Raw genomic sequence first — 25,283 nt, 5'->3', positions numbered from 1 at the left:
TCTGATGAAATTCATAAAACCCATAAAAAATTAGTAAGTTCTATAACGGGAAGCAAATTCAACTATAATTTTGAAGAAGTTTTTAACGTAATTTCATAAAGTTAGTCTCAATTTTGGTTGCCCCAGAATAAATTAAAAAGTGTCCTGTTTTATAACCTTTTAATTTCTTTTGGTTTCCTCCCCCAAACGGGGATTCAAGTTCTTTTAGAGCTTCTTTTATTTGATCTCGTCGTTCAGTAGGAACGTTAGATAAAGCGTTTTTCGAAACAAGTACTTTAAAGATCATCGACGCTCACGAACTCTTCTGGATGTTCTTTATATAGCCTCTCCCCTTCTTCAACAGTTTTATCTATATTTTGTCGAGCAATATTAATTCTATATTCAGCTATTAACTTTTCAATTACTCTGTTATAATCATCGCCCATTGAACCGATTTCTTTTACATCTTCGACTATTACGACTTTGCATACTTACACCTGCAAGAAAAAGAATTACAGGTCAGATACCTGATTCTTTTCACGTTCTTTTTGCAGATGCATGTTGAAGAGATCCTTGTGCTCGCTGCAAAAGTCGATGACTTTTTTCATGCTTGTGTAAGGTATCCTGAGCCAGTCGTCTTTAGAAGGCCCGTATTTGAAGCCTACAGTGCCTTCATAGGTCTTTTCTCCGCTGACTTGGTCAGGAGATAGAATCACAAAAGCTTCAGGCAGACGTAGGGACGGAGAATCTGCAAAACCTGAGGTTCCAGCTTTTTTGCCATTGGCACCAGGACTGCCATTCCCATTGGAACTGGAGTTTCCATTAGCATAAGGGACTTTGCCTTCCATTATACCAGCACTCCATTGCGGGCTACTACCCTTACGACAGCACTGTCCTTGTCAAGGACCTGCCAGGAATCAACTGTGCCTATGGATATCTCAAGCTCAGAGCAGAGAGCAGCCGGAACATTGGAACGTTTGTATTTGGTTTCAGGTCCATGCCCGCAGATCCGGGAAATGTACTCCATCTTAGGTCCTCCAGGAAATGCTGGCGGGAAACTCAATACAAAATAAGCTGAAGTTACTTATGCAAAATTTGTCTGACACGATACAAAGAGCAATTAAGAAAAGCTCCACTAATGATGATTTTGTTAATCTCATTTCTATACAACCATTATTCAACTGCCCGAAATCTGCTAAATTTCAGACGCTAAATTCTGTATATGTGTTAACATATATAAAGATTAAGTAAAACAAAATTTATAAACAAGCACTTCACAATAAGTAATTGAACTCGGTCAGGACCTGCTGCTAACAGGTTATAGCCGATATCCGAGAGCAGGGAACGATTTTTTTAAATCTATACAACCGACCTGCTTCGGTTGAAGCTTACTCTTATCGAGACAAATAACGCTCCGGAGGATCTGAGCCAGGGAGAAAAACCCGGGTTCAAATCCTGCCCTGGGCGTAGTTTCTAAAAAGGATTGAAGTCTTTTTTTGTGGGAATGTAGTTTTGTGGAAGTAGGGTTTTATAAACTGAATACTAAAAATTCCACATATGGCTGAGATACTAAAAGCAAAATATATAATTTAGGCCAAAGAAGGCTTTTTTAGTTTAAAGAATTAATCAACCTGGATTTTGTTGTTATCATAGTTGCCAATGGTAATTTTTAGTTTTTCAGCATACGTATAAATGTCGTTCAAATCCTCAATTGCAACCTTCTCTTCATTCTTATTATCGGTAAACAATCCTAAGTATTTCTTCTTAGTGTTGAAATAAAGCCGACATATAGGTTTTCTATTATTGTCATCCAACAGTATGCCGCAGTAATTCTTCTTATCTCGAATGTAGACTCTTTTTATATCGAGATCCTCATGAAGAATCGCTTTTACGATAAAGTAGGCTTGCCACTCTTTTTCTGTTGTTACAATCTCGTCTTGAATGAGATTCTCAGGCTGAGCTGGAGGATTTTCGACATTATCCCCTATTGGATTAGATATAACAGTGTCAGTCATTGCCGATTGTAATCTATCGTTAATTCTTTCATTAATAAACTGATTGATGGCGTTCTTTGTAATCACTGTGAATTTATCACGGACGCTTTGGGTAAAGACTCCTTCCTTTACTTTTTTGGCAAAGAACTTAACGAATTCTTCAGATGGATTATTGATTTCATTTGCAAGAATAAGTTTTATTTCCTTAGTGTACTTCAAATCGCAGGCTACAGACGCTAAATCATCAGCATTAAAAGATTCTTTCTTAAATCGTTTCAATTCATTTAATAAAGGCTCTTTAATATCTAGTAGATTTATTTCTAGGAAAGGTTTTTCATCCATCTTATTTGGAGCGTCAATGTCTGTAAAAAAGCGATATACAGTTCCATTTGTCAGAATTCCGATTTTTGCTTCACTGACTGTAAAGTATCGGAATAATTGAGATGCGTGAACTGTATCCAGATCAGCATCAATATTTTTACATTCGATTAGTATTACTGGTTTTTCGTCCCTAAAAATGGCGTAATCAACTTTTTCACCTTTCTTTGTGCCATAATCTGTCGTAAATTCAGGGACAACTTCTGTTGGATCAAATACGTTGTATCCAAGAATGTTTAAAAGAGGCAGCACGAGAGCGTTTTTTGTCGCCTCTTCAGTCTTAATATTCGCAGATAAACTAGGGATCTTTGCAGCTAGAACCTTTATTTGGTCGATGAAATCCAAAATTAAACGCCTCTGGTGTAAATTTACTCAATAGTAAGGTATATAACAGCATCTTTACAGATATACTTACTGATTTTTGTTTGCTTGACTCAAAAGAATCCTAAACAGACAGAAATTTTTCTTTTCATCTGGTAAACTACTGCGTTAAACTTGAATTTGACAGTTTGATTTTTATGATAAGATTGTTTTCATATCAGTGGAATAATGAGTATTATGCCAACAAACTTTTTCCAATTTTATATGATTTAATTTGTAAATTCAAATGAGTGTTTTCACAATCGTAATGCCATCTTTGAGGAGAATGATGCATGGATTCCCAAAACTACAGGCTTATTGCAATCCAAATCGGTGATGCTCTAAAATATTCTACTTCTGTAAAAGAAATAGATAGAGCAGCAAATTCTGTTTTTTCCTTTAACTGCGAAGACTTTCCGAATGACTCCATTAGTTCTGTAAGAGCAAAGAAGATACACGATTGGATATTGACTTTAGCAAAACAGAAACTGACACCTGATGAACGAAATAAATTTTTGTGTAAATTTCTTGATTTGATCGTTCCTGATGAAAATAAAGAACAGATAAACAACCTTTTGACTAACGCAGGCATCACAGAAGTCAGTAAAAAAGAATTAAGTGAATTCACTAACAGAAAATTTCATCCTGAAATTGTGAAAAATTGCAGCAAGCTATACTTTGACGGTCATTACTTTCATGCAGTCTTTGAAGCAGCTAAAATCTATCACAAACTTGTTCAAGTCAAATCTCAAAGTACTAAAGATGGTGAGGCTCTAATGCTTCAGGTTTGGAATCCTGAAAAAGGAACATTGAAAGTAACAAAATGTATATCACTTACTGATAAAAATGTTCAAGAAGGTATCGGCTTTTTGTCTGCTGGCCTAATGCGAGCTATAAGGAATCCAACCGCTCATGAACCTGCACATCTCTGGCCAATTACAAAAGAAGAATGTCTAGATATACTGAGTTTTGTGTCATTCTTAATGAAAAAGTTGGATGAGGCTGTTTATTTTAGTCAGGATTGTAAGTGATAATGTGATTAGTAGCTTTTTCTTATAGTGGATAGAGACAAAAGCATTTACTGGTAAAAGACTGAGATTCTCGAATTTAGGCGTAAAACATGGATTTGAGTTTAATAATAACCATCTTAGGTGTTATTGTCGGCATTATTAGTTTATACTATACTCGTAAACAAACTCATGTTACGGAAAATCAAGCATCTGCTACTGATAAAAGTATAATTGTCACTCAGGAAAACCAGATAACAGAGCATTTTACTAGAGCGGTTGAACAATTAGGAGCAGTAGATAAAGAAGGGAATCCAGCTATAGAAATTCGCTTGGGTGCAATATCCTCTCTGAAAATAATAGCAGACAAATCAGACGAGTACTACTGGCCAATAATGGAAAACTTAACAGCCTACCTGAGAAAGAATTCACAAGTTGAATATGGGGAAAGAACCTTTCATTTTGAATATTCCAATGCTCATAAAGAGAGTATAGAAATTGAAGACAGAAAAATGCAAGATAGAGTCTCTTTGGACATTCACGCAATCATTACTGTGATTAGAAGACGCAGGTGTTTCTTTAATTCTGACGAGGATGACCATCTAGATTTACGAGAAACTAACCTACGAGAAGCTAACTTTCAAGGAGCCAATCTTCAAGGGGCTAACCTTAAGTGGGCTTACCTTGGAGGAGCAAACTTTAGAGAAGCTAACCTTCAAGATGCTGATCTAGAAGATGCTAACCTTCAAGAGGTTGTCTTTGTTGATGCTGATCTTTCAGGAGCTAACCTTACAGGAACTTACCTTAAAGGAGCTAACCTTGTAGATGCTAAGCTTAAAGGGGTTTACCTTATTGGAGCAGATTTCAGAAAGGCTTTCCTTCAAGGAATCAACCTTCAAGGGGCTATCCCTGTATTAGCAAATTTTGAAAGGGTAGATCTTGAAGGAGCTAATCTTGAAGATGCTGACCTTATGGGTGCTAATCTTGACAGGACTAATCTTAAAGATGTAAACCTTTCAGGAGCTAATCTTGAGAGAACTTATCTTGGTGGTGCTTACTTTGAAGGAACAAATCTTGAAGGAGCGAGTCTTAAAAATGCTAACCTTGAATACGCGAAACTAAAAGAAGCAAAAAAACTAACAGTTGACCAGCTTTCCAAGGCGAAAACTCTTTACAAGGCTGAATTAGACGAAGGGCTAGAAGAAGAAGTAAGAGCGAAAGGCTTTGGTTCCCTTTTGGATGAGAACCCGAAGAATAAGAACAAAGAACCAAATCGAATTACAGAAACTTAATAAAAAAGAGCAAGAACTCATAAAGAAAATGGTTTATACGCTGCCTTTTCAAATTTAATTTTATAACAACAAATGAACGAAAATGGGCTATGAACCTGCAAAATTCGTGTTCAGACACTATGGTAAGTCGACGGTCTCGAAAACCGTTTCCTCTTTGGGGGAGCGCAGGTTCAAATTCTGCCCTGGGCGCTAATCTTTAAGTTAAACGCTCAAAAAAAGTGAATTTTTAAGTTAAAAGCTCAACGAAAAGCTATTAACTTAAACACTAACTTTGCTCTTTTCCTTGTATTCCTTTGTAAGTTCTACATACTCTTCGGCATTTCTTGATATAGCCTCGATTTCTACTTCTTCGAGTTCTCTTTTTACTTTCCCCGGAACTCCAATGATCAGGCTTCTTTCAGGAAATTTTTTTCCTTCAGGAACCAGTGCGTTTGCACCGACAATGGAATTTTTCCCTATTTCAGCGCCATTCAATACTGTAGAATTCATCCCTATAATCACATTATTTTCGATTCTGCAACCGTGGAGTACAGCTCCGTGTCCTACAGTAACATTATCTCCGATTTGGACCTCATTAACATGGTCTACATGAATTACCACATTATCCTGGATACTTGTTCGGTTTCCAATTGTTATTTTATTTTGGTCTCCTCGGACTGTGGCATTAAACCATATACTTGAATAATCCCCAATTTCTACATCCCCGATGATATCCGCAGAATCGGCAACGAAAACTGTCTTTGATATTTTCGGGTTTTTGTCTTTGTAATTCGTTATCATCGAATTTCTCCTTTTTGTGTATCAGGAAAATTAATTTGTATAGAGCTTATCTCAAACCAATTTAATTCTGAAACCAATAAGGTTTCAGAATTATTTTCCATTCTTAGAAACTTTACTGAACACTCGAAATCTGAGATCCAGAAGAGCAATTTTGAGTTTTAGGGTCATCAATGTATGTAACCGGAAAAATACTGTCCTGATAAATACTGTCCTGGTTTTGTTTCCCTTTTATTATCTCAAAGAGCTGTTTTAAGGTATCTTCATTACTCTGAGTGAATTTAAATGGAGAATCGAGGAACGGTTCAAAGTAAATAGGCACATCGTCAAGCCTGTAGAAAGTCCCTTCACATTCCATGGAGTCAACGACTCCCGGAAGCACAATGTCTGAGATAGACGTAGTTGGGCAGGGAATTGTATCCAGGCAGATCAAAGGAATTTCTTTAAGGTAAGCTGCACAGTCAGGGGGTACCTGACTCAAAAGATCGGCACATATTATGAAAGCTGCATCCACGTCCTTTTCTCGAAGCAAATCTACGGTTGTGAATTCTCCAGGGTTGTAACGTGGGTGTCCGCGCATGAAGTCAAGCCCGAAGGGATAACCGTACATGTAGGAAGCAACCTGATTAAAACCTGCAGCGTTGCAGTTACTGCGGATAACTCCAATGGTAAATTTGGAATATTTGTTCAGCTCTTTCACAAGGTTCATGGCAATTTCAATATTCCTGTACTTCCCGGGGGATGAAGACAGTCCAACTCCAACTGAGATAGTCCCAAAGTTGCAGTTCTTCATCATATTAAGCATCTCTTCCATAACAGAAACGGGAACTCCTGTTATCTTTTCTATGGAATGATGAGGCGTTTTTCCATGTAAAAGCGTTAGGAGTGCACTTATTAGCTCATAGTCGGAGTCCGGTTTAAGCTGCACGTGCAGGTCAGAAGCTTTAGCAGTTAGAGTTTTTCTTGGGTCTACAGTAATGATTGTCCTGTCAAAACGCCCGCGTTTTGTCCAGTAACCTCTCGGGAAAACCCCATATCTGGACATTTGCCTGGGCATGGATTCAAGTGGATTGGTCCCCCAGTAAACCAGAAGGTCGGCCCTGTTTTTCTTCTGTCCTTCAGTTGCACCGACTTTTCCAGCTTCCTGAGTTCCCATCACTGTGGCCCCATTGCCGATTGTATCAACGATTGCACCCAGATATTCCCCTATCATAAGCCCCACTTCATGTGCTTCGCAGGAAGTTTCGCTGCCTATGGAAATTAGGGGGCGTTTTGCCGAAAACAGGATGTCTGCGGCTATCTGAAGGGCTCCGTCCCAGGAAACCGGCCTTAGTTTTCCTCCGAACTTTAGAAGGGGCTGCTTAAATCTTCGGGGACTTGTTATCTCATTAAATCTGGAAATTCCCATCTTACATACATTTTTAGCTTCAATCTTTCCGTTCTTGATTTCAACCTGGATATCATCGCAGGCAGCTCCGCAAACCGGACAGACTATGTTTTTGTGAATCATACTCACTGCTCTCCGGCATAAAATTTTAATATTGTGTCCTCGGTGCACTTTTCCGAAAAAATTGATAGTAATGTTTCATCTTGCATTTTACTTACCTCTTAACATTGTTCTATGCAACTGTACAGCAGTTCGTTTTCATGCGAATGAACAGTGCACAGTAATTTCATAACACTGTTTCATTTTTATGAACTAGTACTTCAATGTCAACAGGTTTTGAGGAATACGCCTTTTTCCCTGCATCCTGGAAGACGGGTGGGGGAATTCAGGAGAGACCATAACTTTCCAGATCCCAATAGAAAAAAACCGTGTTCAAGTCTTTTGCTGTCGTTTACCAGTTAGTAGATTTCCAGACCTACATTCACTACCAGTAAACTATTTTCTCTTTCAAATTCATGCATTTCATATAAAGAATTTACATTAAGAAATAAATTTACAACTCAAATATAAACATATCGGCAACTCACTTTTTTGAGTGGGGATTTCATGTTTCTTTTCAAATGTGGATCATAGATGGGAAACTGATCTTATTAAGTTCGTAAGGTTCATATTTAGATATGTTTATATAATAGCTGAAGGAATTTAACTTCCGTCTTGAAAAGGAGGATCAAATATGAAACTAAGCGCACGCAATGTTTTAAAAGGTAAGGTTAAAAGCATTATCCCCGGAATGGTAAACACTGAAATCGTAATTGAATTGCCAGAGGGAACGGAAATCACTTCTATCATCACAAAAACATCAGCTGAAAATCTGAACTTAAAAGTAGGAAGCGAGGTTTACGCAGCATTCAAAGCCTCAAGTGTGATGATAGCCACAGACTAACTGTATTTTGGCTCTTCGTTGTTTTGTGTGGATATCTTCATAATGTTCACATAAAAACCAACGCGACCTTGAATTGAAAATCGTCTTATCTATAGGAAATGGCGAAGAGCCCTAATTCAGCAATTGATGAGGATGTATAGTCAAAAATAATTAATTTCTCATTCCGCAGAAGCGCAAAAAACTGTCTGGTAATATCAACACTCGTTTAATAAGAAATAAACAAGTATTACAGCTGTGTATGTCTGTACATATCTATATATATCTATGCATATCTACGCATATCTGCATAGTATAGGTCTAACTTAACACATTTGAAAAAGTTCCATCTGTATTGCCGTGTTCTGTATACTTAACTTCATAATGCAGACCATCCCACGGAAAATTTGCTTATAGAGCGTCAGTATCAATAAACTCCTAAAAATAATAGATTGACTCATCTGCATTTATTTTATATATGACCCAAGTGATTGAAGCTTTTTTATAAAAATTACTTTAACTTATCTTCATGTAATTAGAAAAATTAGCCAGAAAATCGTGAGTTGAAATAAATAAACCCATAATAACTAGAGTAAATTTTATTACATCAACTTTACCGGTTTTGAATACCTTAATATGAAAAAATACAAAAAAGTGAGGAGTGATTATACTGCCGAGAGTTCATTGTTCTCGATTCTGAGTTCAACCGCGTAAGTACTTAATTATAATAATATTTTGAGTAGGTGAAAGTATGAGAAAAGAACTGATAGTTCTGTTAGTAATATTAGGAGTATTCCTTGCAATAGGGTGTACTGGTAATGGAAATGAAGCTACAAACGAAACTGTTACTCCAGTCACAAACGAAACTGTTACAGCCACAAATGAAACGTCGGTTTCTGGGCAGAACCCTGACGCTATAACAGTATCTGCCGCTGCCAGCCTTACCGAAGCTTTTACGGATATGGAATCTCAGTTTGAAACTGAAAACCCTGGCACGGATGTGAATTTAAATTTTGCAGGGTCAGGAAATCTGCGTAAGCAAATAGAAGGAGGAGCTCCAGTTGATGTTTTTGCTTCTGCTGACCAGAAAAACATGGACATGCTTGCCAATGAGACCCTTATCGACAACAGTACAAGGAAAGACTTTGCTGAGAACTCCCTTGTGCTCATAGTCCCTGCAAACAGCGATCTTAATATAACCGGAATAAAAGACCTGACAGCCTCAGATGTGGGAAAAATCAGCATTGGAAACCCCGAAACTGCTCCTGTAGGCAAATATGCAACTCAGGCATTGACCGAAGCAGGACTCTGGGACCAGCTAAAAGATAAGACGATACTAGCTGAAGACGTTAAACAAGTACTCACATACGTGGAAAGAGGAGAGGTTGATGCAGGTTTTGTGTACATGACCGATGCAAAGACCGCAGACCCCGGAACTATAAAAATCGTTGCTACCGTCCCTGTTAATACTTCCATCAGTTATCCTATAGCCTTAGTTTCTGCTTCTGATAACAAAGAAGAAGCACAGGAATTCGTGGATTTCGTAACTGGAGAAGAAGGACAGGAAATACTGGAAAAATACGGATTTACTCCCGAATCCGAATAAAAAACAAGTTAAAAACAAAAAATGATTTCCATGCTGGACAAGATATGGTTTCCTTTATCTCTTACGCTCCGGGTAGCAGCCATATCGTCTATTCTCGTACTTTGTAGTGGTGTAACCATAGCCTACGTGTTTGCAAGGCGTGATTTTCGGGGAAAAGGGCTTGCGGAGTTATTCGTGACCCTTCCCCTTGTCCTTCCCCCCACTGTAATTGGTTACATTCTTGTGATTCTGGTGGGAAGAAATGGGTTTCTCGGACAGATAATTTTCAATGCTCTGGGAACCGGGATAATGTTTACCTGGCAGGCAGCAGTTATTGCGGCTTATACGGTTTCCCTTCCTCTCATGGTACATACCGCAAAAGCTGCCATTGAAGGAGTGGACAGGGAAATAGAGTATGCTGCCTATATCCTTGGAAAAAGTGAACTTGAGACTGCTATGCAAATAACAATCCCTCTTGCAAAAAAGGGAATACTGGCAGGACTGATACTCAGTTTTGCCAGGGCTATTGGAGAATTCGGGGCAACTCTCATGCTGGCAGGAAATATCCCGGGAAAAACGAACACAATGTCGATTTCAATATACAGCGCATTTCAGGCAGGCAATAACGAACTTGCCAATCTGCTTGTGTTAATCCTGGTCTTTATGTCCCTGCTGACCATTGCACTGACCGGCAGATTCGTAGGAAAACTTGAGGTATGAGATTGGGCGTAAAAGTTGACCTTAAAAAACAGTATAACGAAACTGAAATCAATGGCAAAAAAAGTACTAAGCAAGCTTTTACAAGTACTAAGAAAGCTTTTACGTTAGATATCAGCTTTGAAATGGGAAACGAACTTGTCGTACTTTTTGGGCCTTCAGGATCAGGAAAAACCACGTTGTTCAAATGTATTTCAGGTATCACGGAACCTGATGATGGAAAAATAACTGTGGGAAGTAAAGTTTACTACGACAAAAACCAGAAAATTAACCTGCCCATCCAGAAACGCAATCTTGGCTATGTTTTTCAGAACTATACCCTCTTTCCTCACATGAATGTTAGAAAAAACATAGAATGCGGCCTCAAAGGCTGGGAAAAAGAGAACAAGGAAGTAAGGGTTGCGGAAATGCTGGATCTTCTCCATATTGAAGAACTGGAAACCCGTTACCCGTCGCAGCTATCAGGCGGGCAGAAGCAGAGAGTTGCTCTGGCAAGGGCTCTTGCTCCCAAACCTGGGATTTTGCTTCTGGATGAACCGTTCTCCGCACTTGATATGGGAATAAGAACCAAACTTGCCGAAAAAATAAAAAATTTACAAAACAAGATTGGAATACCGTTGCTATTCATCACCCACAACTTTGAAGAAGCTTTCCTGCTGGCTGATAAAATCCTTATCTTGCACGGAGGAAAGGCTCAGCAGTTTGGAACTCCGGAAGAAATTTTTTACCATCCTGAAAACCGGCATGTGGCAGACCTCATTGGCCTGTCAAATATTTTTGATGAAGCTAAAGTAGAAAGGTATGATGAAGAATCAAAAAATATAATATTAAAAAGCGAGGATATGAGAATAAAAGTAAAATCTCAAAACCTCAAACCTGGAGATAAAGTTTCCTGGGGAATACATCCCGAGAACATAACTCTTCTTTTACCGGGTTCTGGTCCTGAAAATCATGATGAAAATGTCTATTCTGCACATGTCAATAGCATCATCAGTAAAGGGCCAAGAAAACGAATCACACTTAAGCTTGTCAGACAAAACAAAACTCTGATTGCAGAAGTTCCTGCGCAATTTGTTGATTCCATGAAGCTGTGTGCAGGTGGTTTATGCCTAGTTAAACTGGAAACGAGTAAAGTGGTTGCGTTCCGTAGCTTATAACTCGAAAATACCACATAGATTAGGACTGGAAAATAACGCATCTATTCTAACATATTCTATTTTGAACAGGACATTTACATTCAATTTCTTAAAATTAACCTCTTATTTCCGGAAAAACATCATTTCCTGCCGTTAAGTATTTAATAGAGAAAAGATATTTGAGTATCCTTGTAAAGGGGCTGTGGCCTAGCCCGGCATGGCGATGGGCTCCAGCGGATAAATGATGAACAACGGGTATACTGAGTCTTTCCCGACGGGGCAAGATAATGAGGAACCGTTGGAGCACTGATAGATGCTCACCAGAAAACTGTGTAAGCAGTTGTTCGGAGATACCCGTCGATCGTGAGTTCGAATCTCACCAGCCCCACGTTTTTTCTTTACTTTAAATTCTTTATACATTTTCTTTTAAGATTTTTTTTCATACATACTTTTTTACATTACTCTTTGCAATGGTTCATTTACTGGAATGTGCAGAAAGTAAAAGCAACTATATGATGTTTAGAGATCAAAAACGGGTCGTGTCCCTAAATCATTGACTTAGTTTTATATAATCTTGAATCTATTATTATTTGGGGGCATCTTAATTACTTCTGAAATAGATTTTTCACAATTTTTTTGCTGGAACAAAGACTGCACTGATTATGGAATTAAAAATCAAGGGAATATAGTTCTTAAAGAAAGATATGGTAAAAATAACCATTTGCTTCTTAAATGTAAAACTTGTAAAAAATGTTTTAGTGAAACTAGAGGTACAATATTTTTCGAACTCAACACTTCTGATGAAGAAGTTCTAAGGACAATAGCTATGATTCCTGAAAAAGGAAGTATCCGTGGAGTTGCAAGAGCTACTGGACATAGTAAAGATACAATTTGCAGATGGCTTGAGATTGCAGGAAGGCATGCAGAAGAAGTTACAACTTATTTCCTCAAAAATCTTAATCTTACGAGAGTAGAGGTTGATGAGATCTGGTCATATATAAAAAAAGCAAAAAAATGTTACTGAAGAAGATTCTGAAGAGTATGGTGACGTATATTCACTTACAGCAATCAAAAGTGACACAAGATTGCTTCTTTCTCATCATGAAGGAAAACGTAGTACAGAGGATGCTATAGAGTTATTTAAAGAAGTTGAGAATATGCGTTCCCCATCTTCTCCTATCCCTGTATTTACCTCAGATGATTGGGATGCCTTTGAAGAAGCACTTATAAACGTTTATGGTAAAATCGAGTTGCCACAGTACAAAGGCATCGGAAGAAAACCGCTACCTAAAATAGTTCCACTTGACGATTTAAAATATGTCAAAGTATTGAAAAAAAAGGTAAAAAATTATATAGTTGAAACAGTTCAACGTATCATCTTTGGAGATCCTGAAGAGATATTCGAAATGCTTGGAGCTGATTCGGATGGTTATATTGGAACTTCTTATGTAGAAAGGATAAACCTTACGATAAGGACATCTCTTGCAAGATTTATAAGAAAAGGAATGAATTTCAGTAAAACCAAAAGGATGCATCAGAAAGCATTTGACTTATTCCAAGCATGGTATAACTTTGTAAAACCTCATAAGTCTCTAAGGTTAAAAATAGATTCTGGAAATAGAAAATGGTTTCAAAGGACTCCAGCTATGGCAGAAGGAATAACTGATCACATATGGAGTTTAAAGGAACTATTAACATTTAGAGTTCCTGTTCAATAATTTGAGGACACGACCCAAAAACGATATCATTTAAAAGCGATCAGTGACTTCATTATTGAGGTTTGTTTATGCATCGCAATAATCGCACTTATATATTCTCGTAAAAATGTTGGCGCTAATCCTAGACGTATTTTCAGGGTCTGCTTATGTTTTTCTTAGCTCTTAATTCCTTTATTGGGCGAAATGATAATTGAATCATTGGGCAGCAGACTTTTATAATTAATATTTTTACATAGGCCTTCAATACTGTTAAAAAGTACACTGCTAGTATTGTTCATTTCATCCAGGAATTTCAACATATACAACAACGACTTATCATTATATTCAACATTCACTTTGATAATTCTAAAAATGTCATTTTTATCTTTGATCATATTAAACAGATTTTCTTCAAATGAACAGTATGGATTTGTTGGAACCAAAAATGAGCCCTTCTGTCTTACTAACCTTTCGTTTAAATAATAAGGGGTCATATTAATCACAGTTTTAAATGCGTCTTTGAATTCTTTTTTCTGTTTTTTCAAATCAGGTACGTAGTTTAAAACTTTATCTTGTATGCGAACATCTTTTCCGAATTGATCATATTTATTATATAGATCCATTATTTCACGTGGAAGAAAATCCTTATATCTTTTTTCGATCCACATTCTATTAAAAAACCATATAGTGAACATTCCTTTTTTACTGTCCTCGTTTACCTTAGAAAATTCAATACTTTCAACTGCAAAATATAATGCAACAAAAAACGAAAAGGTAACATCTAAAAATCTTGTTTTACAACCATAATGTTGCATATTTGCAATCCATTCATAATAGTCTTCTTCACGTAGGCTTTTTAAATGAGGGGCATATTCGAATACTTTTCTTCTAAATTCTCTGATCATACCCATTTCTATTTCAAAATAGTCTCTAAACTTGGTTCTGTCAGTCTCGATTTCAAAATCATTTTTAAAAATAGTTCTGTTGTGGATTAGTCTTTCGAATGAGGTTTCTAATTTCCAACCAGCATCTTTGTGACCGCGGAATAACCATCCATTCCATCCTATAAAGTCAACAGTATATGGTATTAACGCATGATTTTTTTGATATTCAATATCTCGAGGAAAAATTTTTTCAAAATAGTCGCCCAGAATTTTGGCAGGATTAAAATATAGATCTAATAATAATGAGTGCGGTTTTTCTTCATTTAAAAAGTTAATTTCAAAATATTTATCTGTTTCATTGAAATCAATAGTCATTTTTTAGCCTCTTTTTTGATAGAATAAAGCCAATAACTTAAAAAGATTCTACTTCTTGACTCAAAAACATATTAAATTTAGATTTTACGGAAAAGTCGGTACACTGTACTCAGGTTTAATACTTTCATGCTAATCAACACTCAAAAATTTAATTTTTCATGCCTGAAGATAGTAGAGTTTGAAGAAATAATACTTTCACGTAACTTCCCCAACGGTTAATAACCCGAAGATCCAATCTTCTTCTACCTGCTCAAACTTGCAAAAAACTGCTCAACAGCAAGCGAGGTTCTTATTTTGAAACGCGAAAAAGAAGAAATAGCTGTCCTTGTCAGAGCCACCCCTGAAAAAAGCAAAAAAGATGGGGACGGACATGCCGTTGGAGTTATCGGCATCAATAAACATGGCGAACTGCTCAGGCTCTATCCCCTGGGATTCAGATACGGAGAAGGGCTGGTTGATTTCCGAAAGAATGACCTGCTTGAGGTCACGGTTACTAAACCTGAGCATGATGTCAGGTGGGAGAGCAGGAAAGTCCTCAGTCATATAAACCTGGAAAAGCCCCTTAAAGAAAGAGAAATAAAGGAGCTTATCCTGCCGCTCGTAACGTCTATTGAAAAGCTGAATCTCGAAGGAGCAAGCCTTGGAGTGGTAAAGCCTGAAGTCCTGGATTTCGAGATAAAGGTGAACAGCACTGAGGCTTATGACCGGCAGCAGTATTTTAACCTCATAGGAGATTTTCTGGAAAAAGGGGAAAAATCCGCCCGAATGCCTGTCGAGATAAGTTTTTTCTTCAGGTGTGAGGGAGAAGAAGCCTGCAGGGGGCATAAAATAATCCTGCTCGACTGGGAATTCAATGAAACCGTACGGAACATTATAAGGGATGAACAGGAACCGGCAGCCTTAGAACGAAAATTAGAAGAGCATTTCTTGGACTTCATGAAAGAGAAAGAACTTTACTTTATCATGGGGACGCATTTCACGTATGGGACCTGGATGATAACAGGGCTTTTCTGCCCGGAAAAAAACGGCAAGCTTCAGAGCAGTCTTTCCGGATTTTAAAAACAATATTAGAGGATAAAATTGGTTAGAAAAAGTGAAGACGAAAATTGGTCAGAAAATGAAGGAAGGATTGATCTAAACTCAGTTATAGAATTTCTAATCCTTCAAGCTCTTTTTCCAAAAAAGCTTCCAACCTGTCCATACCTTCCTTTATATTTTCTATGCTGTTGGCATAGGAGAAACGCAGATAGCCTTCGGCGCCATTTCCGAAATCGATTCCTGGCGTAACTGCAACGCCAGCCTCGTTAAGAATGCGGCGGCTCAGTTCCAGAGAGTCGCTGCCGTACCTGCGAGCATCGGCAAGGACATAAAAGGCTCCCATCGGCTCTTTACGGACCTCAAGGCCCATTTCTATAAGCCTTTTCAACATGTACTGGCGGCGTGTATTGTAAGTGTGGACCATCTCATCGACGTGATCCTGCGGACCTTTAAGGGCTGCGATTCCTGCCTCCTGGACAAAAGAATTGGCGCAGATGAAAAAGTTCTGGTGAATTTTCTGAATTGCACGGACGCATTCAGGAGGACAGATAATATAACCGAGCCTCCAGCCTGTCATAGCATATAATTTGGAAAAACCATTCAGGACAAAGGCGTTCTTTGTGTATTCCAGAATAGTATGATCGTTCCCGCCATAGATCAAACCCTGATAAATCTCGTCCGAAACAATAGGAATTCCTCTTTCATCCGCGATCTCGGCAAGGCCCTGCAAATTTTCCGGAGACATGACATGCCCTCCAGGATTTGAAGGACTATTGATCAGGATGGCTTTAGTATTCGGGCTCAGGCACTGCCTTACTGTTTCCGGTTCCAGGGCAAACCCGTTTGTCTCGCTCGTGTAAACAAAAACAGGAGTTCCACCCAGGTATTTCACGAAGTTAGGATAGCAGGCATAATGGGGGTTCGACATTATTACTTCATCCATTTTCTCAAGCAGAGCCATAAAAACAATCAAAAGAGCCGGACTTGTGCCGGATGTTACAATAATCTGGTCCGGACTCAGTTCGACTCCGAACTTCTGCTGGTAGGATTCGACTATTGCCTCTCTGAGCGAAGGAAGTCCCTGACTGTGAGTGTATTTTGTGGCTCCCCGGCGAATAGCAGCACAGGCAGCTTCACAGATATGGGGAGCTGTAGGGAAATCAGGCTCTCCTACTTCAAGGTGGATTATGTGTCTTCCCTCAGCTTCCAGAGCCTGGGCACTTTCCAGCACTTCCATCACATAGAAAGGAGGGATATCTTCAGATTTTTTTGATAAGATGCATTCGGAATTTATTGAAAACATAGAAAACCTTCTGAAAATCGATTATTGTGAGAGGAGCTGAAGTAAAAGCAAGTAACACTGTTGATGTTATATCTGAAACTGCGTATGCTTTCAATATTTAAATATTCTGTGGGAAACACAAAATCAGAACTGAGAAAACAGAAATAAAAAGGTCAAATCCTGATAAGCCTGAATTAGAAAAAGGGTAACTCCTGGGAAAACAGAGGAAAAAAGTTAGTTTCTGCATGAAACTCGTTTATAAGACAGAAACCAGTTTATAAGATAGCTTAATTTCTTGGCATGATTTTTTCGAGAACTTTTACCTCCGGATCACTCCAGCCCTGGCTTTCAAGTGTTTTCGCAAAATCTCGCTGGAAAACCTGGAACTTTTCAAGATTTTCAGGAATAATATTAAGGAAGTCATAGTCTCCATATGCCCCTGCAAAAAAGGAAGAAACCGTTTCCTCAAGTTTTTCCTCTATTCTCTGGGGATACCAGAGCCCATCCCGTGAGAGCAAGACAAGGTTCGGATCTGGAACCGGTACATCGTCCGAGTAAATAAAAAACCCTATGGAAACCTCTTCCCCGTATTTTGCAAGAACCAGTTTATTCTCAAACCCGGATTTCTGAAGCTTAAGGAACCATTCGCCCTTCAAAAGATCAGAGACTTCATTGATAACCCCGTGGGCCTTGAGTATCTTTTCTGCCGCCTGCTGTATCTCCAGGATGAAGTTTTTACGTTGCTCTTCAGGCATCTCAAGGCAGGACATACAGCCTTCACCGGCCGGAACTCCAGCATACTGAACCTCTTCTTTACCGAGTTTTTTCGGTTCTTTGGCATTTCCTTCAGATTCCTTTCCTGTTTCCCGCCGAACATCGGGGACAGTCTGCCATATCTTATTTTCAGGATCTTCTACCGTAACTCGCACCCCATATAGTATATAGTGACTACTCCTAAATATTAGGTACTGCAAGCCCTTTCGCAAGCCTTTTTAAAAAACTGCTTGCCCGCAAGCCTTTTCAAAAAAGGCTTGAGCGAAAACCCGAGAAGTGTTTGAGTTTGAGACTCTTGTCCCCGGCCCCTATCCGGCGTGATAAACCGGCGCAACGGTTTGTGATAAACAGGCGCAACGGTTGGTCGAAAAAATAAGACAGGTTTGGTTTCGGGCAGAAAAATTACTTGAAGCGTTCAGCTCTTCTGAAGAGGTTTTCAGGGGAGCGGTCTACTTCGTCACAGATGATCCTGTGTGAAATTGAGCCTGGAAGAATGGAGCAGGTCTGATTGTCCGTGCCCCGAAGCCCCCAGGTTTCGTCCGTGAGCAGAAAGTAGGAGTTTTCAAGCCTGACACCTTTTGCTTCCATCGAGGAGACGAAATGCGGGTCGGACAGGTCTTTCCTTATCTCTTCTGCGGCTTTTACCTGCGTGCCCGGCCCTCCTTTTTTTATTAGATAAAACCGGTCATTCGAGAGGATTTTATCTATTGTACGGATAATCAACCTGTAGCATGTCTTTTTATTCGTGGATTTTTCGTCGACTTTCTCCAGATAAAAGATATTACGCTCGTTTCGGGCAATATCGGAAAGAATGTCTTCTCTCCGGGAAAAAGATTCAACCTCACAGGTGGGAACATTCAGGAAAAATACCGGAAATTTTTTAGATAAACTGTCTGCAATTGCCTGATTTACTTTTTCGCGTGGAATATATTCAAAATTAATGCTGAGATCCGGAAATTTCTTTTCAATTTCCGGCTTTTCCTTCTGGAAAACTTTTACAGCCTCAGTAGAATCATTATAAATGGTAATGTCCCTATCGCTTTCGGAAAAAATTTTAGAAAGAGTTACAGCGAAAGAAAGGGCCTCAAGTTCACAGTCAAGGTTATTTTTAGGGGCACCGGGGACCTTTGTTGTAGACTGGTGGATCTGTTTGCCGTCCCGGAGCACAGTACAACCAATATAAGAGTCTTCGCCTTCATTAAAGGAAGAATCACAGTAAACCTCAAACATACTTATTTTCACCTGTTCAGTAGAAGATTTTATTGTAAACTGGATTAAAACGTAGGCCAAATGTATAAACAGTAATCTTACAAGATGGGCTACAAGATGGCAAATTAATAATTATGGTTATTGATAAAATATGATATTCGAAATATATAACTTATAAGTAAAATAAAAAATCAGGGCAAAGGGGAGATAAGCTGGAAGAAAATCCAGAAAAGGAGTAAAGAAGCAACGAAAGGCAAAAAGAACAAAAGAGAGTAAAGAAAAAAGAAAATAGGGCAAAAGAAGCAAAGAAAGGTAAAATGAACAAAAATGAGTAAAGAAAAAAGAAGATAGGACAAAAGAAACGAAAAAAGGTAAAAAGAACAAAAATGAGTAAAGAAAAAAGAAAATAGGACAAAAGAAACAAAAAATAGTAAAAAGAAAAAAAGAGAGTAAAGAAAAAAGAAGATAGGACAAAAGAAACAAAAAAGGAAAAAAGAAAAAAGCTAAAATTAGATGATAATTGTAGCTGCTTTTTCGTCCTTTTCGTCATTGAAGTCCGTGACAAGAGCTTCGGTTGTAAGTACCATTCCAGCAATTGAAGCAGCGTTCTGGAGGCCGCTTCTGACTACTTTTGTGGGGTCAATGACACCTGCTTCAAAGAGGTCTTCAAAGACATCTTTCTTCGCGTTGTACCCAAAGAGTTCGCGGGGTTCAGCCCTGATGGTTGCAACGACCTCAGCACCTTCCTTGCCTGCGTTTTCAGCGATCTGGCGTACAGGTTCCTCGATAGCTCTCTGGACTATTTTTACACCTATCTCTCTGTCTCCTTCAAGTTTCAGGGAGTCCAGAATGGCAGCTGCACGGAAAAGGCTTATTCCGCCCCCTATAACCACACCTTCTTCAACTGCGGCTTTTGTGGCATTGAGAGCGTCATCAATTCTCATCTTTTTCTCTTTCAGCTCGGTTTCGGTTGCAGCTCCCACTTTGATTACTGCGACCCCGCCTCCTAACTTTGCCTGGCGTTTTTTGAGTTCGGTCTTCTTGTAATCCGTGTCAGCAATATTAATCTGAGATTCGATGAGTTTGACCCTATCCTTAATCTGTGCTTTCTCGCCCTTGCCTTCTACAATGATGGTCTTGTGGTTGTCAACTGTGATTTTTCTGGCACTTCCGAGCATATAATCATCGAATTCCTCAAGTTTCATGCCCTTGTCTTCGCTGATTACTTGCCCGCCGGTCAGCACGGCAATGTCTTCAAGCATCTCCTTTCTCTCATTCCCAAATCCTGGAGCCTTGACAGCACAGACCCTCAGTGCTCCACGAATGATATTCAGGATCAGAGCAGCCTGGGCATCTCCATCGACATCTTCGGCAATAATAAGGAGAGAACGGCCTTCAGAAGCGACTTTTTCAAGCACGGGAACGATCTGCTTCATGCTGTTGATTTTCTTGTCCGTAATCAGGACGTAAGGGTCTTCAAACTCGCAGACCATCTTCTCAGAATCAGTTGCCATATAAGGAGATACAAAACCTCTGTCGAACTGCATTCCTTCTACAACGTCCAGGTTAGTCTCCATTGTTTTAGAGTCTTCAACCGTGATTACCCCGTTGTAGCCGACTCTTTCCATGGCATCCGCGATCAAATTGCCAATCTCTTCATCGTTATTTGCAGAAACCGTAGCTACCTGTACGATTTTCTCCTTACCTTTTACCTCACTACTCTTGCTCTTGAGATAGCTTACAACCTTTTCTGTTGCAATCTCAATACCTTTCTTGACATCTATCGGGTTTGCTCCGGCACTGATATTTTTCAGGCCTTCCCTGATCATGCTCTGGGCAAGAAGAGTTGCAGTAGTTGTTCCATCTCCTGTATTATCCTGAGTTTTGGAAGCAACTTCTTTGACAAGCTTGGCCCCCATATTTTCGAACTTGTCATGAAGCTCGATCTCCTTTGCGATGGTTACCCCGTCATTTGTGACCACAGGTTTTGTCATTTTGTCCAGTACAACATAACGTCCCTTCGGTCCGAGAGTTATCTTGACAGTATTTGCAACTTTATCTACACCGTTTAAAAGTGCCTTTCTTGCATTTTCATCAAACATTATCTGCTTTGAAGCCATCTGTATTCACCTGGGTTAAAGTCAAATAGAATCAAATCTTTTCTCCAATTAAATTTGGAGTATTAAATTTTGGATATAGTCTTAAACTCCATGAATCAAATCTGAATACATTCATACTTATGTTCTTCAGGATCGGCCTCGTTCAACATTATTCTTCAGCAATTGTTGCCAGAATATCCTTGAAGTCGACAAAAAGGTACTTTTCATCGTCAATTTCAATTTCGTCTGACTGATATCCCCCGTAGATCACACGGTCTCCTTTCTTCAGGGGAAGCTCCTTTCCATCTTCAAAAGTCCCTACCGAAATAACAATACCTTCCTTTTTCTCCTGCCGTGCAGACTCCGGGATATAGATCCCGCCTTTTGTAACTTCTTGTTTCTTCTGGTGCTTAAGCAAGACTCGTTCGCCAATAGGTTTGATAATCACTTTATTGTTCCTCCTTATGTGTAAGTGACCCCATGTTAGCTGAACATTAACTGGTAGCTATGAGTCAGTATGGGATTGATCAATATGTTGAGCGCTCATGCGCTTGACTATCTGCATATAATGTGGAACTCCTATTTAAAAATTACTGGAAAAATAAATACGATTCCCAAAAAATCGAAATGATATCAACAAAATACAAAGAAATTAAATATAAGGACTATTGTAAAATATACACTGATGGTCCAACAGATAATCCTCAAATATCTTGAAAAACCGCACGTCAAAAGTCTGGAAGACGACCTTTTATGGTTGTGCGATAGCTTTGGCTTTTCTTCGGGCAGAGATACGGAAAATACCGCGACCAGGATCGTTTTTACCCTGCTTGATAGACTTTCAAATGAGCAAATAACTTCCTCAGAATCCCTTGCTGAAGACCTTGAGATAAAAATATCCAGAGTAAACCATCACATCAGGAATCTTAATGACTCAGGTCTCCTTTACAGAAAAAAACGCCTGGTATATCTACGCGGGGGAAGCCTGAAAGCTGCAGTAAAAGAGATGCGAAAAGACTCGGAAAGAATTTTTGATGAGCTCGAAAGCATAGCTGAAGAAATAGATCTCAGGATAGGGATCAAAAATAGATGAGAAAACTAAGACAGAGATAAAGAAGAAATTCAACAATAAAACTTTGAACCGGAAAGAAATTCAACAATAAAACTTTGAACCGGAAAGAAATTCAACAATAAACTCGTTTATTTCCTCAGCCGTGAATAGAGTATCCGTAGTCTGCTGCCCTGATTATTCTGATACAGAAAAAGCGATAGCTGAGGCTCTGGAACTTCTCGGGGGCCTTGATAATATAATCCATCCCGGTGACAGCGTGCTCCTTAAACCAAATATCATTGCGGCTGCTTCTCCTGAAAATGCAGTAACCACTCATCCTTCAGTTGTAGCGTCAATGTGTAAGTTCGTACTTCAAGCCGGAGGAAGACCTGTAGTCGGGGACGGAGCCGGGATCTCAAGGCCAGGAGCCACCTCAAAAGCCCTGAAAGTTTCAGGTATAGAAGAAGCCGCCCGAAAAGCCGGAGCAAAGGTAGTAAATTTCGAAACTTCGGGCTTTACCTTGGTAGATGTCCCTGACCCCCTGCAATTCCGCAAACTATACATTGCAAATCCTGTCCTTGAAGCTGATGTAGTTATATCCCTCCCAAAATTAAAAACTCATGAACTTACCTACTACACAGGCGCGGTCAAGAACTTTTTCGGAACTCTTCCTTTAAAGTGCCGAAAAGAGACACATCTCCTTGGAAAAAGGGATCTTTTTGGTGAAGCTGTTGCCGACCTTTATTCGGTTGTCAGGCCCAGCTTTGCAGTTATGGACGGGGTTATAGGCATGGAAGGGAATGGGCCTTCTCATGGGAAGCCCGTAAATTCCGGAGTAATTCTGGCAAGCCAGGACTGTGTTTCCCTGGATATTGTTGCTGCGGAAATGATAGGTTTTGACCCTCTCAAAATTCCCACGACTGCAGGAGCCATGAAAAAAGGATTTGGAAATCAGTGCCCTGTTGTAGTCGGAACTCCGTTAAAAGAAGTCAAAATGAAATTCAAACCATCCAGTGGAGGAGTCAGTACAGCCCCTTCCTTTCTTACCCGCAACCTTGGCAAATATTATAAGATTTATCCCAGGATCAACAGAAGAAAATGCACTCACTGTGGAGCTTGCTATTTAAACTGCTCTCCCCACGCTATTGAACGGCTCGAAGACGGGAGTTTTAAGATCAATGAGGAGAAATGCATCCTGTGTTATTGTTGTCGTGAACTCTGTCCCAGCAATGCGGTAGAAATTAAAAAATCACTGCTTGCAAGGCTTTTGACAGAAAAAGATAATCTAAGCCGTAAAACCTGACAATGATAGGACTTACGCACTTGAGGACCAAAAGCAATTACTTCAAAGACTGTGGATTAAATCCACGTTTCAAACAGTTAACGGTTTAATGCTGCTGATTTTTCAGTTCAACTGCGTATATTCCTGTTCAACTGCGTCAGTCCTATGAATTATGAAAAATGTAAAACTTTTACCATAAACCCAACTGATCAAGTTTAATTTTTGGCTGCAGGTTTTTATACTTCAAATTTAGCAGCATCTCTACGCATCTCTATTTGACAGTAAATTGATGCCTGTATACGCCATCCGATTAAAGCTCAGAGATTGCCTGGCCGACTTTCGATTCTCTGTGCCTGCCAGTAAGGCTGATATCCGTAGTAGCTGTACATTGCAGAAAGCCACTCACGGTTAGTTACAGGCCAGTGATCTTTATCAAAACCCTCTGCTTTTTCCAGGACATCCCTGGGAATATCAAGCAGGATAGCGTGATCGTGCAGTTTCATTTGAAGAGCCTGCCAGGGGATAGCAAATAGCTTACTGCCCAGGCCCAAAAATCCGCCAAAAGATAGTGCAGCATATGCTACCCTTCCATCCTCAAGGTCGATCATTAATTCTTCAATCTTCCCAAGGTGCTCTCCTGCTTTATTGACAACCTTATCTCCTTTTATTGTACTTGCTGACAAAAAATCCGGATTGTCTCTGCCTGCCATAGTTCCCGTCCGGGTCATCCTTTTAGTTTCGGCCTCTTCTGGCATTCCTGTTTGTACCTGCCAGTAAGGCTGGTATCCGTAGGAAGTATAAGTTCCGGCGAGTTCTTCACGAGCCAGAGGCCAGTTGCCTTTTTCAAAGCCTCCTTCCTTTTCCAGGATTTCTTTAGTAATGCCAAGTAAGAAGGCGTGTTCTTGTAGCCTCGGTGTAAGAGTTTGCCAGGGAATAGCAAAAAATTTGTCACCCAGGTCCATAAATTCGCTAAAAGACAATACGACGTATGCTATCCTTCCACTTTGAAGGTCAATCATTAATTCTTCAATCTTCCCAAGGTCCTCTCCTGCCCTATTGACGACCTTGCCTCCTTTTATCGTGCCTGTTGATAAAAAATCCGGAAAATCCCTATCTGCCATATTCCAACTCCCTATATTTACGGAGACATCCGTCCCAAAGCCTGCGCCCCCTGACACAGCTCCAAAACATCTCCTTTAATTAATATTATTTTTTTGATGTTACTTATAACTATCGTACTCATTAAAAGTAATATTTTATGTTATTCAGTAAAAATTCATGGATAAATATAATAAAGAGAAGGCAGAAATGTAACGAGTTTTTTGAGAAAGTGTTCATTTGAAAGTGTTCATTTGAAAGTGTTCATTTGAAAGTGTTCATTTGAAAGTGTTCATTTGAAAGTGTTCATTTGAAAGTGTTCATTTGAAAGTGTTCATTTGAAAGTGTTCTTTTATATTTAAGAATATCAAGCTGGCAGATCGTCTGAACCGTTGGATAATACTTTTTCCTGCGACAAAAATTATTGCTTGAACTGCCAGCTTAAAAAACGAAATTTAAATAAGAAAATTTTCAATTAGTTACACGATTAGTTGCACGAATCCATTTTTTTACAGCGATTTTATACTCTTTTAAAATATTTAAACAATTTATGTTATAAGGTCTACAGATCCTGAAAGAGGAGAAAAGCCGGCAATTAAGTTATAATCTTTTCCTTTTTATCTTTTTGAAAGCTCTTTTAACCCATAAAGCCGAAAATACGTATTAGAATTTTCAGATAATATTTCTGTAATCTTACCTTAGAAGGTGATAAGATGCTCCAGACCTATATAGATACCGAATATGCTCCGGAGAAATGTTTTCATTGCAATGGAACCGGACATGTTAATGGCAAAATTTGTGAAGTTTGCGGGGGACAGGGCGATGTACTCGTTGCTCAGCCTGCAATAGTATGTCCTCTCTGTAACGGTTCCGGGATTTTTGATAATGGGACTTGCAGGGTATGTGGAGGAAGCGGCTGGGCTCTTCTTTGAACAATAATTTTATAGATCACGGAATGAAAGG

The 25,283-nt window shown here is 39.2% G+C and carries 26 protein-coding genes and 1 tRNA gene; 13 read left to right on the top strand and 14 right to left on the bottom strand.

Annotation, left to right across the window (positions count from 1 at the left end; genetic code table 11):
* Nucleotides 1-82 precede the first annotated feature (82 nt).
* The 5 genes from MSVAZ_RS14425 to MSVAZ_RS14405 form a co-directional block, all read right to left on the bottom strand.
* Entirely contained in the window at nucleotides 83-286 is a 204-nt protein-coding gene (locus MSVAZ_RS14425; RefSeq protein ID WP_048122068.1) for a type II toxin-antitoxin system RelE family toxin, read from the bottom strand.
* The gene (locus MSVAZ_RS20540) at nucleotides 276-425 is read right to left on the bottom strand and encodes a hypothetical protein (RefSeq protein WP_157206100.1); all 150 of its coding nucleotides are present in this window, start codon (nucleotides 423-425) and stop codon (nucleotides 276-278) included. The genes MSVAZ_RS14425 and MSVAZ_RS20540 overlap by 11 nt, the downstream gene beginning before the upstream one ends.
* 66 nt (nucleotides 426-491) lie before the next feature.
* Nucleotides 492-827 (bottom strand): hypothetical protein, encoded by a 336-nt coding sequence (locus MSVAZ_RS14420; protein WP_048122065.1) that lies wholly within the window; start codon nucleotides 825-827, stop codon nucleotides 492-494.
* Nucleotides 827-1,006, bottom strand: coding sequence for a hypothetical protein (locus tag MSVAZ_RS14415; protein WP_048122063.1), 180 nt, complete (start codon nucleotides 1,004-1,006; stop codon nucleotides 827-829). Before MSVAZ_RS14415 ends, MSVAZ_RS14420 begins: the two co-directional genes overlap by 1 nt.
* A gap of 595 nt (nucleotides 1,007-1,601) precedes the next feature.
* Complete coding sequence (locus MSVAZ_RS14405) at nucleotides 1,602-2,696, bottom strand: type I restriction endonuclease (protein WP_048122059.1); 1,095 nt, start codon at nucleotides 2,694-2,696, stop codon at nucleotides 1,602-1,604.
* 308 nt (nucleotides 2,697-3,004) lie between these two features.
* Between MSVAZ_RS14405 and MSVAZ_RS14400 the strand changes: the two genes are divergently transcribed.
* Together MSVAZ_RS14400 and MSVAZ_RS18980 are read left to right on the top strand one after the other, a co-directional pair.
* Nucleotides 3,005-3,742: a TIGR02391 family protein gene (locus tag MSVAZ_RS14400; protein ID WP_048122057.1), complete on the top strand. Its 738-nt coding sequence runs from the start codon at nucleotides 3,005-3,007 to the stop codon at nucleotides 3,740-3,742.
* Nucleotides 3,743-3,837: 95 nt separating this feature from the next.
* Entirely contained in the window at nucleotides 3,838-5,010 is a 1,173-nt protein-coding gene (locus tag MSVAZ_RS18980; protein ID WP_232316114.1) for a pentapeptide repeat-containing protein, read from the top strand.
* Nucleotides 5,011-5,268: 258 nt separating this feature from the next.
* Here the strand turns inward: MSVAZ_RS18980 and MSVAZ_RS14390 are convergent, their stop codons facing one another.
* Nucleotides 5,269-5,790, bottom strand: a complete 522-nt coding sequence (locus MSVAZ_RS14390; RefSeq protein WP_048122055.1) for a gamma carbonic anhydrase family protein — start codon at nucleotides 5,788-5,790, stop codon at nucleotides 5,269-5,271.
* A 112-nt stretch (nucleotides 5,791-5,902) separates the two neighbouring features.
* A complete protein-coding gene (locus tag MSVAZ_RS14385) occupies nucleotides 5,903-7,297 on the bottom strand; it encodes a formylmethanofuran dehydrogenase subunit B (RefSeq protein WP_232316113.1) in 1,395 nt (464 codons plus the stop codon).
* A 610-nt stretch (nucleotides 7,298-7,907) separates the two neighbouring features.
* Between MSVAZ_RS14385 and MSVAZ_RS14380 the strand changes: the two genes are divergently transcribed.
* From MSVAZ_RS14380 to MSVAZ_RS20525, 7 genes are all read left to right on the top strand, one after another.
* On the top strand, nucleotides 7,908-8,117 hold the full coding sequence (locus MSVAZ_RS14380; RefSeq protein ID WP_048122053.1) for a TOBE domain-containing protein: 210 nt from the start codon (nucleotides 7,908-7,910) through the stop codon (nucleotides 8,115-8,117).
* 727 nt (nucleotides 8,118-8,844) lie between these two features.
* On the top strand, nucleotides 8,845-9,699 hold the full coding sequence (modA, locus tag MSVAZ_RS14375) for a molybdate ABC transporter substrate-binding protein (protein WP_048122052.1): 855 nt from the start codon (nucleotides 8,845-8,847) through the stop codon (nucleotides 9,697-9,699).
* 21 nt (nucleotides 9,700-9,720) lie between these two features.
* A complete protein-coding gene (gene modB, locus MSVAZ_RS14370; protein WP_048122050.1) occupies nucleotides 9,721-10,398 on the top strand; it encodes a molybdate ABC transporter permease subunit in 678 nt (225 codons plus the stop codon).
* Entirely contained in the window at nucleotides 10,395-11,552 is a 1,158-nt protein-coding gene (locus MSVAZ_RS14365; protein WP_052727996.1) for an ABC transporter ATP-binding protein, read from the top strand. Before modB ends, MSVAZ_RS14365 begins: the two co-directional genes overlap by 4 nt.
* 175 nt (nucleotides 11,553-11,727) lie before the next feature.
* Nucleotides 11,728-11,919 (top strand) — tRNA-Trp (locus MSVAZ_RS20535).
* Nucleotides 11,920-12,105: 186 nt separating this feature from the next.
* The gene (locus MSVAZ_RS21365) at nucleotides 12,106-12,555 is read left to right on the top strand and encodes a hypothetical protein (protein WP_084626155.1); all 450 of its coding nucleotides are present in this window, start codon (nucleotides 12,106-12,108) and stop codon (nucleotides 12,553-12,555) included.
* A gap of 61 nt (nucleotides 12,556-12,616) precedes the next feature.
* On the top strand, nucleotides 12,617-13,249 hold the full coding sequence (locus MSVAZ_RS20525) for a hypothetical protein (RefSeq protein ID WP_157206099.1): 633 nt from the start codon (nucleotides 12,617-12,619) through the stop codon (nucleotides 13,247-13,249).
* A gap of 155 nt (nucleotides 13,250-13,404) precedes the next feature.
* On the opposite strand, the gene MSVAZ_RS14350 is transcribed toward MSVAZ_RS20525, so the two are convergent.
* A complete protein-coding gene (locus MSVAZ_RS14350; protein WP_048122046.1) occupies nucleotides 13,405-14,487 on the bottom strand; it encodes an FRG domain-containing protein in 1,083 nt (360 codons plus the stop codon).
* Between the two features lie 294 nt (nucleotides 14,488-14,781).
* Here MSVAZ_RS14350 and MSVAZ_RS14345 point away from each other — a divergent pair, with 294 nt between their 5' ends.
* Complete coding sequence (locus MSVAZ_RS14345) at nucleotides 14,782-15,546, top strand: hypothetical protein (RefSeq protein WP_048122044.1); 765 nt, start codon at nucleotides 14,782-14,784, stop codon at nucleotides 15,544-15,546.
* An 85-nt stretch (nucleotides 15,547-15,631) separates the two neighbouring features.
* Here the strand turns inward: MSVAZ_RS14345 and MSVAZ_RS14340 are convergent, their stop codons facing one another.
* The 5 genes from MSVAZ_RS14340 to groES all read right to left on the bottom strand — a co-directional run bounded on the left by MSVAZ_RS14340 (nucleotide 15,632) and on the right by groES (nucleotide 21,337).
* Nucleotides 15,632-16,828: a pyridoxal phosphate-dependent aminotransferase gene (locus MSVAZ_RS14340; protein WP_048122042.1), complete on the bottom strand. Its 1,197-nt coding sequence runs from the start codon at nucleotides 16,826-16,828 to the stop codon at nucleotides 15,632-15,634.
* Between the two features lie 266 nt (nucleotides 16,829-17,094).
* A complete protein-coding gene (locus MSVAZ_RS14335; protein ID WP_052727995.1) occupies nucleotides 17,095-17,736 on the bottom strand; it encodes a hypothetical protein in 642 nt (213 codons plus the stop codon).
* A 247-nt stretch (nucleotides 17,737-17,983) separates the two neighbouring features.
* Nucleotides 17,984-18,811 carry a ribonuclease H family protein gene (locus MSVAZ_RS14330; RefSeq protein ID WP_048122040.1) on the bottom strand — a complete coding sequence of 276 codons (828 nt, stop codon included), beginning with the start codon at nucleotides 18,809-18,811 and terminating at the stop codon, nucleotides 17,984-17,986.
* Nucleotides 18,812-19,299: 488 nt separating this feature from the next.
* Nucleotides 19,300-20,910 (bottom strand): chaperonin GroEL, encoded by a 1,611-nt coding sequence (gene groL / locus MSVAZ_RS14325; RefSeq protein ID WP_048122038.1) that lies wholly within the window; start codon nucleotides 20,908-20,910, stop codon nucleotides 19,300-19,302.
* Nucleotides 20,911-21,058: 148 nt separating this feature from the next.
* Nucleotides 21,059-21,337, bottom strand: a complete 279-nt coding sequence (groES, locus tag MSVAZ_RS14320) for a co-chaperone GroES (RefSeq protein ID WP_048122036.1) — start codon at nucleotides 21,335-21,337, stop codon at nucleotides 21,059-21,061.
* Nucleotides 21,338-21,574: 237 nt separating this feature from the next.
* On the opposite strand from groES, the gene MSVAZ_RS14315 reads away from it, so the two are divergent.
* Together MSVAZ_RS14315 and MSVAZ_RS14310 are read left to right on the top strand one after the other, a co-directional pair.
* The gene (locus MSVAZ_RS14315; RefSeq protein WP_048122034.1) at nucleotides 21,575-21,982 is read left to right on the top strand and encodes a helix-turn-helix domain-containing protein; all 408 of its coding nucleotides are present in this window, start codon (nucleotides 21,575-21,577) and stop codon (nucleotides 21,980-21,982) included.
* A 121-nt stretch (nucleotides 21,983-22,103) separates the two neighbouring features.
* Nucleotides 22,104-23,243, top strand: a complete 1,140-nt coding sequence (locus MSVAZ_RS14310) for a DUF362 domain-containing protein (RefSeq protein WP_048122031.1) — start codon at nucleotides 22,104-22,106, stop codon at nucleotides 23,241-23,243.
* A gap of 296 nt (nucleotides 23,244-23,539) precedes the next feature.
* Here the strand turns inward: MSVAZ_RS14310 and MSVAZ_RS19700 are convergent, their stop codons facing one another.
* On the bottom strand, nucleotides 23,540-24,400 hold the full coding sequence (locus tag MSVAZ_RS19700) for a PRC-barrel domain-containing protein (RefSeq protein WP_232316112.1): 861 nt from the start codon (nucleotides 24,398-24,400) through the stop codon (nucleotides 23,540-23,542).
* 633 nt (nucleotides 24,401-25,033) lie between these two features.
* Between MSVAZ_RS19700 and MSVAZ_RS14300 the strand changes: the two genes are divergently transcribed.
* Complete coding sequence (locus MSVAZ_RS14300) at nucleotides 25,034-25,252, top strand: transcriptional regulator (RefSeq protein ID WP_048122028.1); 219 nt, start codon at nucleotides 25,034-25,036, stop codon at nucleotides 25,250-25,252.
* Nucleotides 25,253-25,283 lie beyond the last annotated feature (31 nt).

It is taken from the genome of Methanosarcina vacuolata Z-761, from assembly GCF_000969905.1.
Classification (GTDB): domain Archaea; phylum Halobacteriota; class Methanosarcinia; order Methanosarcinales; family Methanosarcinaceae; genus Methanosarcina; species Methanosarcina vacuolata.
The sequence above is the reverse complement of the archived record's forward strand: the minus strand, read 5'-3'. Positions and strand labels throughout refer to the sequence as shown.